This is a genomic window from Antrihabitans cavernicola (assembly GCF_008297975.1).
GTDB lineage: Bacteria > Actinomycetota > Actinomycetes > Mycobacteriales > Mycobacteriaceae > Antrihabitans > Antrihabitans cavernicola.
This window is the reverse complement of record NZ_VLNY01000004.1, coordinates 254,146-270,248: the sequence shown is the minus strand read 5'-3', so window position 1 is coordinate 270,248 and position 16,103 is coordinate 254,146. Positions and strand designations below refer to the sequence as shown.

General features: G+C 63.2%; 13 protein-coding genes, 2 tRNA genes and 1 pseudogene. 8 read left to right on the top strand and 8 right to left on the bottom strand.

From position 1 onward, the window contains the following. The first annotated feature begins 85 nt into the window (after positions 1-85). Together pabB and FOY51_RS11065 are read left to right on the top strand one after the other, a co-directional pair. On the top strand, positions 86-2,137 hold the full coding sequence (gene pabB / locus FOY51_RS11070; protein ID WP_149430282.1) for an aminodeoxychorismate synthase component I: 2,052 nt from the start codon (positions 86-88) through the stop codon (positions 2,135-2,137). Between the two features lie 132 nt (positions 2,138-2,269). Further along, positions 2,270-3,103 (top strand): hypothetical protein, encoded by an 834-nt coding sequence (locus FOY51_RS11065; RefSeq protein ID WP_149430281.1) that lies wholly within the window; start codon positions 2,270-2,272, stop codon positions 3,101-3,103. A 12-nt stretch (positions 3,104-3,115) separates the two neighbouring features. Here the strand turns inward: FOY51_RS11065 and FOY51_RS11060 are convergent, their stop codons facing one another. After that, positions 3,116-3,538 carry a hypothetical protein gene (locus FOY51_RS11060; RefSeq protein WP_149430280.1) on the bottom strand — a complete coding sequence of 141 codons (423 nt, stop codon included), beginning with the start codon at positions 3,536-3,538 and terminating at the stop codon, positions 3,116-3,118. A 656-nt stretch (positions 3,539-4,194) separates the two neighbouring features. Here FOY51_RS11060 and FOY51_RS11055 point away from each other — a divergent pair. Then, positions 4,195-4,794 carry a transglycosylase SLT domain-containing protein gene (locus tag FOY51_RS11055; RefSeq protein WP_235916249.1) on the top strand — a complete coding sequence of 200 codons (600 nt, stop codon included), beginning with the start codon at positions 4,195-4,197 and terminating at the stop codon, positions 4,792-4,794. Positions 4,795-4,870: 76 nt separating this feature from the next. On the opposite strand, the gene FOY51_RS11050 is transcribed toward FOY51_RS11055, so the two are convergent. After that, positions 4,871-4,944, bottom strand: a tRNA-Ile gene (locus FOY51_RS11050). Between the two features lie 165 nt (positions 4,945-5,109). Between FOY51_RS11050 and FOY51_RS11045 the strand changes: the two genes are divergently transcribed. The 3 genes from FOY51_RS11045 to FOY51_RS11035 all read left to right on the top strand — a co-directional run bounded on the left by FOY51_RS11045 (position 5,110) and on the right by FOY51_RS11035 (position 7,765). After that, on the top strand, positions 5,110-5,901 hold the full coding sequence (locus FOY51_RS11045; protein WP_149430279.1) for an SAM-dependent methyltransferase: 792 nt from the start codon (positions 5,110-5,112) through the stop codon (positions 5,899-5,901). Positions 5,902-5,906: 5 nt separating this feature from the next. Next, a complete protein-coding gene (locus FOY51_RS11040; RefSeq protein ID WP_187776270.1) occupies positions 5,907-6,869 on the top strand; it encodes a GGDEF domain-containing protein in 963 nt (320 codons plus the stop codon). A 146-nt stretch (positions 6,870-7,015) separates the two neighbouring features. Continuing rightward, the gene (locus tag FOY51_RS11035) at positions 7,016-7,765 is read left to right on the top strand and encodes a GntR family transcriptional regulator (protein WP_235916248.1); all 750 of its coding nucleotides are present in this window, start codon (positions 7,016-7,018) and stop codon (positions 7,763-7,765) included. Positions 7,766-7,811: 46 nt separating this feature from the next. On the opposite strand, the gene FOY51_RS11030 is transcribed toward FOY51_RS11035, so the two are convergent. From FOY51_RS11030 to FOY51_RS11020, 3 genes are all read right to left on the bottom strand, one after another. Continuing rightward, positions 7,812-9,122 (bottom strand): MFS transporter, encoded by a 1,311-nt coding sequence (locus FOY51_RS11030; protein WP_149430276.1) that lies wholly within the window; start codon positions 9,120-9,122, stop codon positions 7,812-7,814. Positions 9,123-9,280: 158 nt separating this feature from the next. Then, on the bottom strand, positions 9,281-10,000 hold the full coding sequence (locus FOY51_RS11025) for a phosphonatase-like hydrolase (protein WP_149430275.1): 720 nt from the start codon (positions 9,998-10,000) through the stop codon (positions 9,281-9,283). Positions 10,001-10,027: 27 nt separating this feature from the next. Further along, positions 10,028-11,170 carry a TIGR03364 family FAD-dependent oxidoreductase gene (locus FOY51_RS11020; RefSeq protein ID WP_149430274.1) on the bottom strand — a complete coding sequence of 381 codons (1,143 nt, stop codon included), beginning with the start codon at positions 11,168-11,170 and terminating at the stop codon, positions 10,028-10,030. 136 nt (positions 11,171-11,306) lie between these two features. Between FOY51_RS11020 and FOY51_RS27965 the strand changes: the two are divergent. Then, positions 11,307-11,912: pseudogene (locus tag FOY51_RS27965) on the top strand (CPBP family glutamic-type intramembrane protease); the annotation flags it as partial. 218 nt (positions 11,913-12,130) lie between these two features. Here the strand turns inward: FOY51_RS27965 and FOY51_RS11010 are convergent. After that, a tRNA-Asn gene (locus FOY51_RS11010) sits at positions 12,131-12,203 on the bottom strand. A gap of 137 nt (positions 12,204-12,340) precedes the next feature. Here FOY51_RS11010 and FOY51_RS11005 point away from each other — a divergent pair. Next, the gene (locus tag FOY51_RS11005) at positions 12,341-12,592 is read left to right on the top strand and encodes a hypothetical protein (protein ID WP_149430439.1); all 252 of its coding nucleotides are present in this window, start codon (positions 12,341-12,343) and stop codon (positions 12,590-12,592) included. 1 nt (position 12,593) lies between these two features. Here the strand turns inward: FOY51_RS11005 and dnaG are convergent, their stop codons facing one another. Together dnaG and FOY51_RS10995 are read right to left on the bottom strand one after the other, a co-directional pair. Further along, the gene (gene dnaG / locus FOY51_RS11000) at positions 12,594-14,525 is read right to left on the bottom strand and encodes a DNA primase (protein WP_149430273.1); all 1,932 of its coding nucleotides are present in this window, start codon (positions 14,523-14,525) and stop codon (positions 12,594-12,596) included. 252 nt (positions 14,526-14,777) lie between these two features. Then, positions 14,778-16,046, bottom strand: coding sequence for an HNH endonuclease signature motif containing protein (locus FOY51_RS10995; protein ID WP_149430272.1), 1,269 nt, complete (start codon positions 16,044-16,046; stop codon positions 14,778-14,780). Positions 16,047-16,103 lie beyond the last annotated feature (57 nt).

Sequence of the window (16,103 nt, the reverse complement as noted above, 5' to 3'; positions counted from 1 at the left end):
CGAGACAATCTATTCGGGGGTAGGTCGACTGTTGTGCCGCCCGGTCTGCGAAAATTGCCCGTGACGCCCAACAGATGAGTGAGGCATGCGAACGCTGCTGATCGACAACTACGACTCGTTCACCTACAACCTGTTCCAACTGATCAGCGTGGTGAACGGCGTAGAGCCGACGGTGGTGCACAACGACGCGCCGTTCGACGACCTGCATCTCGACGACTTCGACAACGTGGTGATCTCTCCCGGCCCCGGCCACCCCAGCCGCAGTCGCGATTTCGGCGTCTCCGCCGCCGTGTTACACGAGGCGCAGATTCCCGTGCTCGGCGTGTGCCTGGGCCATCAGGGCATCGTCGTGTCGGAGGGCGGGACGGTGTCCGCCGCTCCGACACCACGCCACGGGTTCGTGGACCGCATCCGGCACGCTGACAGTGCTTTGTTCAACCGAATTCCGCAGGACTTCAACGCCGTTCGCTATCACTCGCTGGCTGCCGACCAACCGCTGCCCGATGTTCTGGAAGCAACGGCATGGTCGCAGGACGGCGTGATCATGGCCCTGCGGCACCGCTCTCGACCGCAGTGGGGCGTGCAGTTTCATCCCGAGTCCATCGCGAGCGAGTTCGGCGAGCAGCTGTTTCGGAACTTTGCCGCGCTGACACCCACCGATAGAGCCGCGCCCACCGCCAAGGTCGTTTCGCAAGGGGCGCCGCCGAAGTCGGCGTATCGCCTCGATGTGGAAGTCCTCGATCGTGCCGTCGACGCCGAGGGCGCGTTCAGCGTGTTGTACGCGGATTCCGCACACGCGCTCTGGTTGGACAGCGAATACGTGGAACCGGGATTGGACCGCTTTTCGTTTCTCGGCGACGCGAGTGGACCGCTCTCGGAGGTGGTGCGCTACCGCATCGAGGACCGAGGTGTCGACGTCGAACGCGCGTCAGGGAAACGAATTCGTTTGCCTGGCACAATCTTCGACTATCTGTCCGAGCAGCTCCGCGTGCGAGCGATGCCGACCACCCCTCTGCCGTTCGACTTCGCATGCGGTTACGCAGGCTATTTCGGATACGAGCTCAAATCCGACGTGGGCTCGCCCAACCGTCACCGGTCGCGAAACCCGGATGCCACCTGGATATTTCTCGACAGGCTGGTCGTCGTCGATCACACCGACGGCAAGACCTACCTGCTGGCACTCGACGACGGCACCCACGCCGGCGCTGTCGAGTCCCGCAGGTGGATCGCCGAGACGTCCGCGCGATTGACCACCGTTCCCGACTGGACCAATCCCGCACCGCTGACCAGAACCGTGGATCACGCGGAAGTCGAACGGCTCCTCGTCCGCGGTCGATCGCAGTACCTCGCGGACATCGCAGTCTGCCAGGAGCGCCTGCGCGCGGGCGAGTCGTACGAAATCTGCCTGACGGACAACGCCACCGTTCCCGTCGCAGGTGCCGCATTGGATTTCTATCGGGTGCTGAGACGCTGCAATCCGGCGCCCTACGCTGCTTTCCTGCATCTCGACGACATTTCGGTGGCCTGCTCGTCGCCCGAGCGATTCCTGAAGATCGACCGCAAACGGGTCGTCGAGACAAAGCCGATCAAGGGAACTGCGCGACGCGGCACCACCCCAGCCGAAGACGCCAAATTGGTTGCGGAATTGGCGTCGAGCACCAAAACGCGCGCCGAAAATCTGATGATCGTCGATTTGTTGCGCAACGATCTCGGCCGCGTCTGCGAGATCGGCAGTGTTCACGTACCCACCCTCATGGCGACCGAGACGTATGCGACAGTGCATCAACTGGTATCGACGATTCGCGGAACTCTGCGACCGGAGTTCGACGTCATCGATTGCGTTCGAGCGTGTTTCCCCGGCGGGTCGATGACCGGCGCGCCGAAACTGCGCACCATGGAGATCACCGACGAGCTGGAATCCGAGGCTCGTGGAATCTATTCCGGCACAATAGGTTTTCTGGGACTGAACGGGACCGCCGACCTCAACATCGTCATCAGAACTGCGGTTGCGACTGGCGGCGTGTGGCAGGTCGGGGCGGGCGGAGCAATCGTCCTCGACTCCGATGCCGGCGACGAATTTCACGAAATGGTGCTCAAGGCGGCGGCAACTTTGCGAGCCGCCGGCACGTCCGACTGATTTCACCGCAGGTAAATACTGTTAAAACTTTGACGGCATGGCATTTCGAGAACGTGGGTAACCGACAGTTATCCTTGCAAATTACTGGCCGACTTCAATCGATCGATCAGACCGACGGATCGGAAAGCAGTGATGGCAGCCGAATTGTTCACGATCGACAGGTCCAAGCTGGGCCGTGTCGTCGTCGCGGATCCGATGGGATTCCTCGGCCAGCTCTCTACCGCTGCCCAAGCGTGTCGGGCCGCATTTCTCGCCGCGAACGTCGGTGCCATCGTCTGGGACAAGGAACGCTTTCCAGACTTGTTGCTGGGCGTGTGGTCGGACAGCGAACAGCCACAACAGGATTCGGGTCGACGACGGCGTCCGAAGGACGCGTCGGAATCGGCCGAACTCAGCACCTGGCTACAGCTGCGCCCGGCCTGGCCCCAACTCGGCGGCCCGAGCATCGGGTGGCCGCTCGAGGACAAGTCCGATCGGACCACCTACGACCACCGGGTGGACGACCTCACCGAGGCCGTCGTCGCCGCATTGAACACCACCTACCGCCGATCCATGCAGATGGCGCGCACTCTCGTGGGATCCACCGAACCGATGAGCCATTTCGATGGCTTGACCAGGCCCGAGGCCGCGCCTGCACTCACAGGGTCCGAATCGCACGCGGGCTTGACCGGACCTGCTCCGACGCCCATGCCGGACCCGGAGTCCGAGACCCTGACCGTCACAGCGTTGTCGGACGCGCGCACGTTCACGGCGTCGGGCGTCGCGCACTCCGAGAACGAGGTCGCAGAGGTGCTCGCAACGCTCGCCCGCAGCGCTGAATCGGCAAGTCAGCGGGGTTCCAGCAACCTGGCGCATCTCGATCACGCGGTGACACCGCTGCCCAGTGGAATCGACGGGCTGTCGTCGAATGGTCAGCGCGGTCGATACCTGGTGACCGTGACAGCAACCATCGACGCGCGTCGGTAGCCGTCCCGGCAGCTAACGACGCCGCTTCGTGTCCTTATCCTTCGGGTCGGACGGTGGCGAGGCAGGCTGGTCGCTGGTCAGCCCGGTGACGCGACCGATGGTCCCCATGCCAGGCAGCTTGGTGACCTGCCGCACAATGTCGTCGCCTACCGACATCAACTGCTCCAGCCGAGGGATCAGTCGATCGAGGGTGTTCAACATCGGATCGGCGAGCGAGAGCATCCGTTCTGTTCGATCCAGCGTCCGATTGAGCCGTTCGATGGACACGGCGAGGTTTTCGATCAGACCGGGAAGTGTTGCAGCTAGTTGCGCAGATGCGGGTGGCAGCCGAATCGCTGTATCGAAGGCACTGCCCGCAACCGCCTGCGCGGCCTCCAACGCGGATTGCGCTGCGGCCAAGATATCCGAGGGGCTCGAACGCTGTGGGCTGGTCATGGCTCGTACTCTGCCGCACCGCAACACGTTTTGCCACGAAATCCGCACCGAAAATCGGCGTGGCGCGAACAGGTCTCGATCGGACGCGAAAGCAGCCCCCGCGGGACCGCGAAAAACAGCCCGTTATCGCGCCAATGTCACGGAATGGTCTACCTGACGCGCTGAAGAGGACATTTTCTGTGTGAACCGGGCCACAGTGGCTGATCTTCGAGAAAGCGCTGGTGAGCGGGGAAATCAGCAGGTGGGAGTCATGCCCGAATCAGGCCCAGTACACCTTTGAGACAGATTCTGTTCACCTTGCGTTAACCTGCCGCGATCATTCTGTTACCAGACCGATACAGACGTAACGTCTGGCGAGTACCGAGGAGTTGTTGCTGACTATGCGGACCTACCCCGCATGGACAACGCTCGAGCGAGCCGAGGTTACCGGCGCTGTCTCCGCCTTACGAGTCGCGGACGCGGAGTTCCCAGCCGGTAACTGACCGGCGGTCGCTCGAGTCGCGTCATGCCGACGGGCACACGATCCCGTCTTCACATCCACACCCACAACAGCACACCGACCAACCACGAGCGCCCTAGTGCGTGCCCGCGGTGGATGAGTGCTGCCTGTTGCCGGCCGAATCGCGGCCGAAGCTGATTAAGGAGTTCTGATCAACATGGCTGCAATTTCCGGAATGTTCAAACGATCCACCCCGGCTACCTCGGTCGCCGCCACTGCAGGCGCTGCGGGCCTCGCCCTTGCCGCGTTCGCAACCATAGCCTATACCGGCGTCGATCAGCCCCACGCGGCGGATGCCGCAGTTTCCCCGATGGCTGCCACGGCAGCGCCCGCACCGGCCGCTCCGGCCGTGCCTGCGGCGTTCCAGGCGCCGATTGTGCCCGTAGCGCCGGTTGTCCAGCCTGCGCCGGCCCCCGCGCCTGCTGCCCCGGTGTACACGAACGACTTGGACGGCTGGATCCGTCAGGCGATCGACATCCTGCACGCCAACAACATCCCGGCGAGCTACGACGGCATCTACCGCAACATCATGCGTGAGTCGACCGGCAACCCGCAGGCCATCAACCTCTACGACTCGAATGCCGCCGCAGGCATCCCGTCGAAGGGTCTGCTGCAGGTCATCGACCCGACCTTCCGCGCTTTCCACATCGCGGGCACCTCGGACGACATCTACGACCCGGTCGCCAACATCGTCGCCGCCTGCAACTACGCAGCCAACCGCTACGGCTCGATGGACAACGTCAACTCGTCGTACTGAGCTAGTTCGCAAAACGCGCACCTTCCGGTCGCGTCGCAAGTTTCGCGACGCATACGGAAGGTGCGCGTTGTCGTTGTGGGGCGGGCGGGGCTCGAACCCGCGACCAATGGATTATGAGTCCACGGCTCTAACCGACTGAGCTACCGCCCCCGAAACGCGACGAGGCCATCGCGAGCGTACCGATCGTAGCGGGCCGGAGTTAGGTCCCTCTCCCCCGCCCGATCCCTGGCGGCCAACCGTTCGAGGGTGCATTCTGGTTGGGCGCTGCCGTCATTGCGCGCAGGTCCTACGAGATGCAGGGGAAAGGTCGTCGGGGTGGATCGACCCAATTGGGCACCGGTCGGAATCGACCTGTCGGTGCCTAGCGCCTCGCGGATCTACGACTTCTACCTCGGCGGTTCGCACAATTTCCGCATCGATCGCCAGATCGCCCGAAACGCGATCGAGATGTGGCCCGAGCTGCCGCAGATCATGCAGGAAAACCGCGCTTTCCTACGACGGGCCGTCCGCTACCTTGCCGAAGCAGGTATCGATCAATTCATCGATATCGGATCCGGCATACCGACCGCGGGCAACGTGCACGAGGTCGCCCGCGAAGTGAATCCTGAGGCCCGCGTCGTATATGTCGACTGCGATCCGGTGGCCATCGCGCACAGCAGAGCAATCCTGGCAGAGCACACCGAGACGGTCGTCGTGCAAGCCGATCTGCGCAATCCGGAATCGATCACGAACCACGAGAACGTCAGAGCTGCAATCGATTTCACCAAGCCGGTCGGAATCCTGATCATCGCGGTCCTGCACTTTCTCGACGACTCGGCGAAGCCTGCCGATTTGATCGCACGCCTCTGCAGCGATCTGGCGTCCGGCAGCTACCTAGCGATCTCGCATGCGGGTGCGAACATCGCACCGGAACGCGCAGCAGAACACGTAGACCTCTACAAACGCACTCCGACGCCCATGACCATGCGCACGCACGATCAGGTCGAAGCACTGTTCGGCGATTTCGACCTGGTGGCGCCGGGTCTTGTCGGGCTCACCCAGTGGCGGTCGGAGGGGCCGCCGTCGAACGCAGTGCCTGGTTTCGCCGGGGTCGGCCGTAAGCCCTGATGCAGATGTCCGTCCATGGGAATGCGCTACAGCTGTCGTCGATCGCAGGATCGGACACGGCCGCCACCGCGCATCTGTGGGCACGATCGATTCGACGAGCCGGCCACGTTCCCGCGTCCCATGCAGATGTGCAGGTGCTCTTGGAAGGCCTGCTGTTGACCTTGCAGGCAATCGCGACGACCGAGCCGTTCCGTCCAGCGGATGCGCGCCCTGTCGGAATGCGACTGGCTCAACCACCCTTTACCGGCACTCGAATTCTGTCGCATACCATCGCAGCTCTTACTGCGGCGCAGCAGAATTCGCGAAGCGAGCGGTGGGCCGCCGTGATCGGCGAAGTGGCGGAGGCGTACGCCGAGGCCGTACAGGAGCGGGCATTGATTCAGCAGGAAGAAATTCTGCAGGCGGCGGTGCTGGTGCACGATCAGCAGGTCGCGGCTCTGCAGGATCAGTTGCGACATCAGGCGACACACGACCCGCTCACGGGTCTGGCGAATCGCACACTGCTGCACACGGTGTGCGCGCAACTTGCCGCAGGCTCGTCCGCGCCGCTCAACGTCCTGGTCGTCGATCTCGATCGACTGAAGGCGGTCAACGACCAGTACGGTCACCCTGCCGGTGACGAGATGCTGGTCGCCACCGCGCAGCGATTGTCCTCCATTCTGCTCGACGGCGATATCGTCGCCCGCTACGGCGGCGACGAATTCGTCATCGCCACTTGCGGTTTCGCAACGCCGTGGGAACCCGCCGAACGAGTGATCGATGCGCTGCGCATCCCGTTCGAACTCAGTGTCGGCCAGCTGGAGATGACTGCCAGCATCGGCGTCGCCCAGGTTCCGGTCGGCCGTCGTGTCGACGTGCACGCACTCATCAAGGACGCGGACAGCGCGATGTATTCGGTGAAGTCCACTGGCGGCAACGGCTATCGAGTGTTCGGCTGCAAGCCAGCGGACGCGGTGCACCGGATCTAACGGGATCCCGGCGTCGAACACCCTCAGCAAGCCGAATACAGCGCCCGTCCCCAGGTCGATCTTCCGACACCGACCGGCACACACGGATGTCGACCGGCACCACACCTTATGCTGGAACCAGAAGATTGCCGAAGGGAGAGGATTCCGTGAGCGAGCCGCGCTACGAAGTGGTCGCGCGTGAATTGCGGCTTCGGATTCTGCGCCACGATTACAACGTCGGCGAATCCCTGCCGAGCGAGAGCGCATTGTGCGCACAATTCGACGTCTCACGAGGACCCGTTCGCCAAGCGTTGGCGATGCTCAAAAACGAGGGACTGGTCGCGATATCCCGCGGCAAACCAGCCATCGTCCGCAGCTTCGATGTCACCCAGACGCTGGACACCTTCACCCCTTTCACCCAGTGGGCCCGGCTCACCGGTCGCGATGCAGGCAGCCGAACGATCGAGATTTCCCGTCGTCGTGTCACAGAGCCGGCACGAACCGCATTGGGCGCCAGCGCCGACGACTTCGTGGTCGAGGTACTTCGATTGCGCTTGTTGGACGATGAGCCGACCATGCTCGAGCGCACCACGTACACGGAAAGCGTTGGCTCGTTGCTGTTCGATTTCGACACGGACTCCGGTTCGATCACGGACTTCCTCAGCTCGCGCGGTGTGCAATTCGAATCGATGCGCCACGTTCTCGACGCCGTCGCAGCCAACGGTGCCGACGCAGAAAACCTCGCAATCGACGTCGGCAGCCCGTTGTTGCGCGAGCGCCGAACCTCCTGGAACAACCTGGGTGAGGCATTCGAATTCGCGGACGATCGCTACCGACCGGACCGAGTTGCCTTTTCCATCGTAAACGCGCGCACCATCGATCCTCGCGACAGCATCGACAACAGCGTGAGCAGCTGACGACGCCGGGATGACCAAGGCCATCCCGGCGTCGCGAGTCGGATCATCAAGCCGCAGCGGGCATCCGATTCCAGTGCGGGATCAGCAGCACCATCGCGATGAAGGCTGCTCCGGCGAAGCCGTAGAACAATTGCTCGGTAGCAAAGTAGCCCGGAAGCAAGCCGCCGAGGATCGCTCCGACCGAACCGAACCCGTTGATCGTTCCGGCCGCGGCGCCCGCATGCTTGGACGTGCCGAAGTCGACGGCGGCGACGCACGAGATCATGGCGTCGGCGCCGTAGATCGTCAGCCCGATCGCCGCCAGTACGGCGACCATCACCCACACGTTCCCTGTTGCGGTCATCGGTCCGAAGAGAGCGAGTGCAACAACCAACGAGGCGAGACTGACCACGCAGGCAGGTATCCGCCTGGCATCGAACAGCAGGTCGGAGATGCGTCCGATAAGCACAGGTGCGACGAGACCTGCCACGCCGAAGGCGACGGGGACCGTGATGGCCTCGAAATTGCTGGCATCGTGGAGACGCTCCGCAATCATCACGGGCCCCCACAACAGGATTGCGTACCGAGCGGGCTTGAGCAGGAAGTACGACGCGCCGAGTGTCAGCACCATCCGATCGCGCAGGACTGCCCAAAACGTTTCGCGCAATGACGTCGCCGATTCGGCGATAGGTTCGTCGTCGAGTGGCGGCAGGTCTTCGGTGGAGTGGTAGTCCTCGATCGACGGCAAGCCGACGTCTTCGGGGGTGTTGCGCTGGAACAGCAGCACGAGGACGAGTACGCCGATCACCACGAGAGCGCCGGTGAAGAAAGCGACACGGAAGCTGTCGAACACGCTGTAGGCGACCCACCCGAGGAACGGCGCGGCAACCAGTCCACCGAAGGCATAGTTGGTGCTCCACAGGCCGAGCACTCGTCCGCGTTCACCGATCGAAAAGAACTGCGCGATGTTCTTCAGCGTCCCCGACCAGCCCGTGGATTGGGCGAGGCCCTGCACGATCATCAGAGGTAGCAGCAGGAACAGTGCAGGGAACAGGCCCATGAAGAGCGTTGCGATCGCGGACATCGCAAGGCCACCGATCAGCACGATGCGTGGCCCGTAGCGGTCGGAGACCGAACCCCATACGAACTGGCCTGCCGCATAGGCGGCGAGGTAGACGGCGTCGAGGTTGGCCAGCGCACCCTTGGTCAGAGTGGTGCTCAACACGGGATCCTCGAGGATTCCCAGTTTGGCCACGGAGAAGGTCTGCCGGGTGAAATAGAACCCGGCATACGCAATCCAGGTGATTGCGAATATTTGTCGCCGCCAACGCTCGTAGCTCGGGGCGGTTGTCTGGGGGGTCATCAGCGTGTTCGACATGGTAGGCACCTAGCCGGGAGTGGGTGGCCGAAAGGCTCGAATTGGGGGAAGCAGAACGCGAATTGCGTTGCGAGGCATCGCTGGCGTGCGGTCGGTGGGGGCTGTCGACCGCACGCCGGCGGCGTTGGGCGGATCAGGGTGGATCTGGTTGTTCGGATTCAGACGGCGCTGAATGCGCCGGCGTGCAGTTCGGTCAGCAGACCGGGTAGGTCGGCAACGCTGTCCAGGACGTGTGTTGCCCCGGCCGCTCGGAGTTGGTCGGCACCGTGTGCGCCGGTCAGCACGCCGACCGATGCGCGTGCGCCTGCACGAACACCCGTGGTGATGTCCGACGATGTATCACCGACGACCACCATCTGCTGCACAGAGTCGGTAGCGGTGCGCAGCAACGCGGTCAGCGCCATGTCCGGGTACGGCCTGCCGCGGATACCGTCGCCAGGACACAGGACGACGTCCGCGAGGCCCTGCCAGCCGAGCGCATCCAGGATCGCCTGTTGGGTTTCGAATGCGAATCCTGTTGTGAGCGCGACCTTCACACCCTGGTCGCGCAGCGCGGACATGACATCGACAGCACCGGGTATGGGGCTGCAGTTTCCGTCTTCGACCAGTTGTGCGTAGCTGCGCTCGAAGGCCTTGTTCGCAGTCTGCGCCTGCTCTTCGTTACCGCGACTGAGATGCCGGAACACGACGATCTTCGACTGACCCATTGTGTCGTGGACGTACTGCATCATCCGTTCACGATCTTGCGCGTCGGTCGACAGACCGGCGTGCTCGTCGGCGGCCAGAAACGACCGCTGGACCAGTCCGGTGTCCTCGACGGTGGTGCCTGCCATGTCGAATACGACGAGGGCCGGCGCGGGATGGTTGTTCGTACTCATTTGTTCTCCTCGATCAGTTGTCACGAATCAGGCCGATACGCGAATGTTGTTGTGCGCGAACGCGCGATCGACGCTTTCCAGGGCAAGTCCCATGGACGTCGTCATGCCGATGCCGGTAGTCACGGTGACCACGTGCACACCGTCGAGCGGTTCCTCGATCAGGAATTCCTTGTTGGGTGCGGACGAGTAGACGCCCTGCCATCGCTCGGTGACGGTGAGCGGGACTCCGAACAGGTGCTCGGCTTCCGCGATCAGCACTGCGAAGCCCTTCTCCGACTGGAAGGGCGAGGTGGACACATCCTTGGCGTGGGTGTCGCCGACGAGGATCGAACCATCGGACTGCGGTGTGTACATCTGGTGCAGATCGATATCCACGTAGTCGGGATACTCGGAACGCAGCCGTTGCAGCAGAGCGTCTTTCGAGGCCAGATTGTCGAAGCCGGAGTAGCGCACCAGCGACCAGCCGGTGAAGAGAGGTGTCGGGAGCGCGAACCGCAGCGGCGCCTCGGCCCGAAGCATGTGCAGACGGCAGCGCTGCAGATCGTCGCGGTCGGCGTACTCGGGGAACAGTCGGTCGATGTCGTAGTTCACGGTGACGAAGATGGTGCCCGCTCGCAGGTCGCCCCTCGTCGTGTGCACGACACCGGAGTCGAAAGATGTTGCGGCGGTTCGCCAGTAGAAGTCGACACCCGACGACTCCAACCAGCGCGCGATCGACGGTGCCGCCGTACGCGGGTCGACCTGGATGTCGTTCGGCAGGTACATGCCGCCGGTCACACCGTCCGGACGAATCGGAAGACGCTCGAGAATCTGCGCTCGGTCGAGCAACTCGACCTCGCCTGCGCCTCGCTCGCTCGCGAACTCGTCGATCAAGGCTTGTTCGTCGTCATGCCTTGCGACACAAAGCGTTCCGGAGCGTGCAGACCAGAAACCCGCTTTGCGCGAGAGGTCCAGCCAGTGCTCACGTCCCGCCCGCCCGTAGCGCAACGCCGGGCCCGACTGCGCGGTAATGCACGCGTGCCCGAAGTTTTGCACGGATGCTCCGGTCACTCCGTCTGCGTGATCGACGACTGCGACGCGCAGCCCTCTGCTCAGTGCGTGATACGCGTGAGCAAGGCCGACGATGCCCGACCCGACGACCACGACGTCGTAGTTCGTGTTGTTTTCCATGCAGACAAGAGTGAGCGTGATCACACAACTTGTCAATACTAGTTTTAGTTTTTTCTCACTAATAAATATAAGCTTTGGCTTAGAGCTCTGCAAACCGGCTTGACCGGCCTACACTGAGCACGCCCTGGGAGGCGCCATGTCTGCAGTGGCTCCATGGATTCGCGACCACCGGCTCGTGTCGTTCTTCGCATTGACGTACGCAATCTCGTGGTCACTGGTCCCGTTCGGCTCGTTCCTCCCCACGGGAGCGTTGATCGCAGCCCTGATCGTGATGGGCATCGCGGACGGACGTGCAGGATTTCGAGAGCTCGGTTCTCGGATCGTCCGGTGGCGAGTCGGCTGGATCTGGTACGTCGCCGCAATCGGTATCCCCGTGGCGATACTGGCGATCACGATCGCGTCGAACAGTGCCTTCGCGTCTACTTCGCCGTCGTTCGGCCAGTTTCACGCCTGGTATTCGGTGATCGTCGTCGTCGCTGTCCGCATGATCGACCCGCTCAACGGGCCAGTTGCCGAGGAGCCGTCGTTTCGCGGCTTGGCGCAACCGAGTCTCGAGGTAGGGCGAACCCGGTGCACGGCAACCGCGATTCTCGCCGTACTGGTGACGGTGTGGCACATCCCGCTGTACTTCATCGATGAGTTCGAGCTGCAACCGATCGAGTCGCTCGCAACATTCGGCTGCACCTTCTTCTACGCATGGCTGTTCGCTCACTCGGGCGGCAGCGTGTTGATCACCTTGATCGCGCACGTCTTCGAGGGCTCGATTCGGATCGGACCGCTGTGGGCAGATGGTCCGGACAACGACCGCGTGATAGCGATCTATGCACTCGCCTGGTTCGCGTTCGGTGTACTTGTGGTGCTCTGCGATCGATCGGTGTGGCGATTCCGCACAGTTGACAACCAGAGCGCCGACGAAAACACCCTCCCACCCCGCTGTGGGGTGAGAGGGTGTTTGCGACGCTCCCCCGGCTGGACTCGAACCAGCAACCGTCCGATTAACAGTCGGAAGCTCTGCCAATTGAGCTACAGGGGATTGTGCTCGCGACCCTTCCGTTGCCGGATGGGCCGGAGGAAACTTTAGCGCATGGCCGGTGGCCCACCCAAATTGCACGGACCGTCGCGGCGTCAGGCAGGATGGGAGCGGTCCACAACGGGAGGAACGTCGAGAAGATGATGCGGTTGATGCTCGGAGTGGCTGCTGGCTACGTACTCGGGACGAAGGCTGGTCGCGCCCGATACGAACAGATCAGCCGCGCCGCCAAAGTGGTGGCCACGAGTCCCGCAACAAGGAAAATCGTCGACGCTGGCAGGCAGAAACTCTCCGACAGCCTCAGCACGCAACCCAAGCTGGAACCGATGCGCCCGATCGACGACGAGACCACCGTCTTCGTCCCACACGATCAGCTCCGCAGAAAAGCCTGAGCTACGCGACCCCGTAGTCCTCGTTGCCCATCGCCTGCTCCAACAGGCTCCGCCGATACTGCTCCAACGCGACCAGGTCGCCGAACAGAGCGTGAAACTCGTCGGGTTCGTCCGCCGGTGAGATGCGCTGCAGCTTCGACTTGAGTTCAGCCACCTGTTGCCCCACCCACACTTCCTGCAACCGCGCGAGCACGCCGGTGATGTAGCGCGGCACTGTATCTTCCGAAGTGGGCAAAGGTTCGACGGCGAGCTCCATCGCCAACGATCGGACCGTCGGCGAATCACCCTTCTCGGCGACCGCGTTCACCCATTCGCCACCGCCGAGTCCTGCGGCAGTGCCGCCGGCCGCCGCCACCGCGTTGCGCACGGCCGCGTAGGCCGGATGGGTAAAGGTCTCCGGTGGCAACGAATCGAACACTGTGCCCGCGTACGACGGATACTGCAGCACAGCCTTGAGCGCATTGCGTTGCGGACGCAGCGTGGGATCGGACGGCTCGGGGCGCGGCGGACCGACCACGGGCGGCGCATCCGCAGCGGGCCGACGACTCACCGGCGTCTTGAGGCGCCGGGCTCCCCCATTGTCGGCACTCGCGGTGCCGTTTCGCGATGCTTCCTCACGCACTCGCTTGATTACGGCCGGAATCTCGTCCCAGCCGACCCAGCCCGCAAGTTGGCGCGCGTAATCGTCGCGCAGCGCTTTGTCTTTGATCCGCGCAACCATCGGCACCGTACGACGCAGTGCTTCGACGCGGCCTTCGCCGGTATCCAGATCGTGTTCTGCCAGTGCGGCTTTGATCGCGAACTTGAACATCGGCGTGCGTCGGGCCACCAGATCACGCACTGCGGCGTCCCCGGAGCGCTGACGAAGTTCGCACGGATCCTGACCATCGGGTGCGACGGCGACAAAGGTCTTGCCCGCCACGCTTTGGTCGCCCTCGAACGCCTTCAGCGCTGCCGCCTGACCCGCGGCGTCCCCGTCGAAGGTGAAAATCACTTCACCGCGAAAGTAGCTGTCGTCCATCAGGAGTCGGCGCAGCAGCGCGAGGTGCTCTTCGCCGAAGGCCGTACCGCACGACGCCACAGCGGTTTTCACACCGGCGAGGTGCATGGCCATCACGTCGGTGTAGCCCTCGACGATGACCGCCTGGTGACCCTTCGCGATGTCGCGCTTGGCGTGGTCGAGTCCGAACAACACCTGAGACTTCTTGTACAGCACAGTTTCCGGGGTGTTGATGTACTTGCCCGGCATGGTGTCGTCGTCGAACAGTTTCCGTGCACCGAACCCGATCACGTCACCACTGAGATTGCGGATCGGCCACAGCAGCCTGCGATGGAAACGATCGATCGGACCGCGTTTGCCCTGACGGGACAGGCCCGCAGCTTCGAGTTCCTTGAACTCGAACCCCTTGTTCAGCAAGTGCTTGGTGAGCGTGTCCCACCCTTCGGGCGCATAGCCGCAACCGAACTGCGCGGCTGCAACGGCGTCGAACTTGCGCTCGGTCAGGTAGTTGCGGGCCGTCTCGGCGTCCGGCCCGTTGAGCCGGAGCGCGTAGAACTCCTGCGCGGCAGCATTGGCCGCCACCAACCGTGACCGAGTGCCGCGATCGCGCTGAACGGAGGTGCCGCCGCCTTCGTAGGAGATGGTGTACCCGAAGCGATCGGCAAGCTGCTCGACTGCTTCGACGAAACTGATGTGCTCGATCTTCTGCAGGAACGAATAGACGTCGCCGCCTTCACCGCAGCCGAAGCAGTGATAGTGACCATGATTCGGGCGCACGTGGAACGACGGCGATTTCTCGTCGTGGAATGGGCACAAGCCCTTCATCGAGTCGCCGCCCGCGCGCTTCAGCGAAACGTATTCACCGACGATGTCCTCGATCGATGTGCGCTCACGAATGGCCGCTACATCTCGATCAGGGATTCTTCCGGCCACGGCGCCCAAGTCTAGCCACCTGCCAGCCCCTCCGATGTCAGGTGGGATGAGCTGGTCGTATAGGGAGATCTGGGTGCCGACGACTACCCGGGTGCCGGTCACGATCGCGGACCTCGTCGGGCGCACCGAACGCCGCCACTGTCCATGTAGCGGGCATTCCTACGGCTGCGGAGGCGCTCACCAGACATATGCAGGACAGCTCCGCATCGGGTTGCCGATGCGGAGCCGTTCTGTGTGGTTGTGTGCCGGTGTTTACGCGGGGACGGGCGCCCCGCGGTTGTTGGCGGGTAAGGGTTCTCGGAATCGGTCCCGCGAGGCGGGTGGGATGAACCACGGGTGGCGATCCTCGCCCATGATCACGTCCCAGCCGCTGTGATGAATCATCCGGTGATGAAACCGGCAGAGCAGGACCAAATTATCCAAATCCGTCGGTCCGCCATCCGCCCAATGCTTGACATGATGCCCGTCGCACCACGACGGGGGCCGTCCGCAGCCCGGGAACGCACACCCGTGATCCCGGGCCACCAACGCCCGCCGCAACTTTCGGGAAATCACCTTCGTGGTGCGGCCCAAATCGATCGGGGTGCCGTTCTCGTCCAACAAAATCGGGGACAGGGTGCAGTCACACGCCAACCGGCCAACCGTATCGACGGACAAGGGTCCCATCCAGGGCGTCCAACCCACATCCGTTTGGGCGAACATCTCGTCGTACGCACCCCGATCCGCAGCAGGCCTTTCGACGAGATCCCGGGCGTTGATATGGACGTGCAGGTGCGGGCGCTCGTTACCTTCCTCCGGCCCGCACGCCGCATCGTGGTAGCGGCGCAGCACCTCGGTCAGGGCATCCGCCCGGCGTTGGGCTGGGGTGCGTCGATCCGGTTCGGCATCTGAGGTGGGTCGTGGTTTCGACAACGGCGACAGGGCGGAGAGCAGCATCTCCCCGGTCTCGGCATCGACATCACCTTTGAGCAGAACGCGTCCGTTGCTGGTGGGTGAGGCGAAGAATTCGTTGCGATCAAGGTCTTCGGCGGGTGGCGGATCATCGGTTTCGAAGACCTGCTTCAGTTTCGCGATTGCACCGCGCAGCACCCGGGTGTCGCGATCCGTCGCGGCGTCCAAGAGGAACTTCAGGGCGGCGGGTGCCGCCTCGGCAGGCATCGCCGCCGGGGGTCGTTCCATGAACGAAATGATCATCGCGGCGTGATCGGCGCAGATGTCGTCGGCCTCGTACGCCGCCCGCACCTCCGGACTACTACGCAGAGCGTCCGCGCGCCGTTCGATCCGGACCGCCTCACGGGTGTTCAACGAGGTGCAGCACGCCAACCAGAAGGCGACACTGGTGTACCCGGACGGGACGGCGCCGCGCTCGTTCATGTCGCTGATCAACCGGTACCGCAGCGCTTCGAGACCATGAATCGCGGAGCAGACATCGATGAGTGACGACGCCAACGCGTCGTCGGTCAGCTGCCACGACTCGCGGCTCACCGACCTGATCTCCTCGAGAATCTCCCCTAATCCCATGCCCGAATTGTATCGAGACCCTCCGACACGAAACTCCTGAAACTGTTGGGGCCCTTG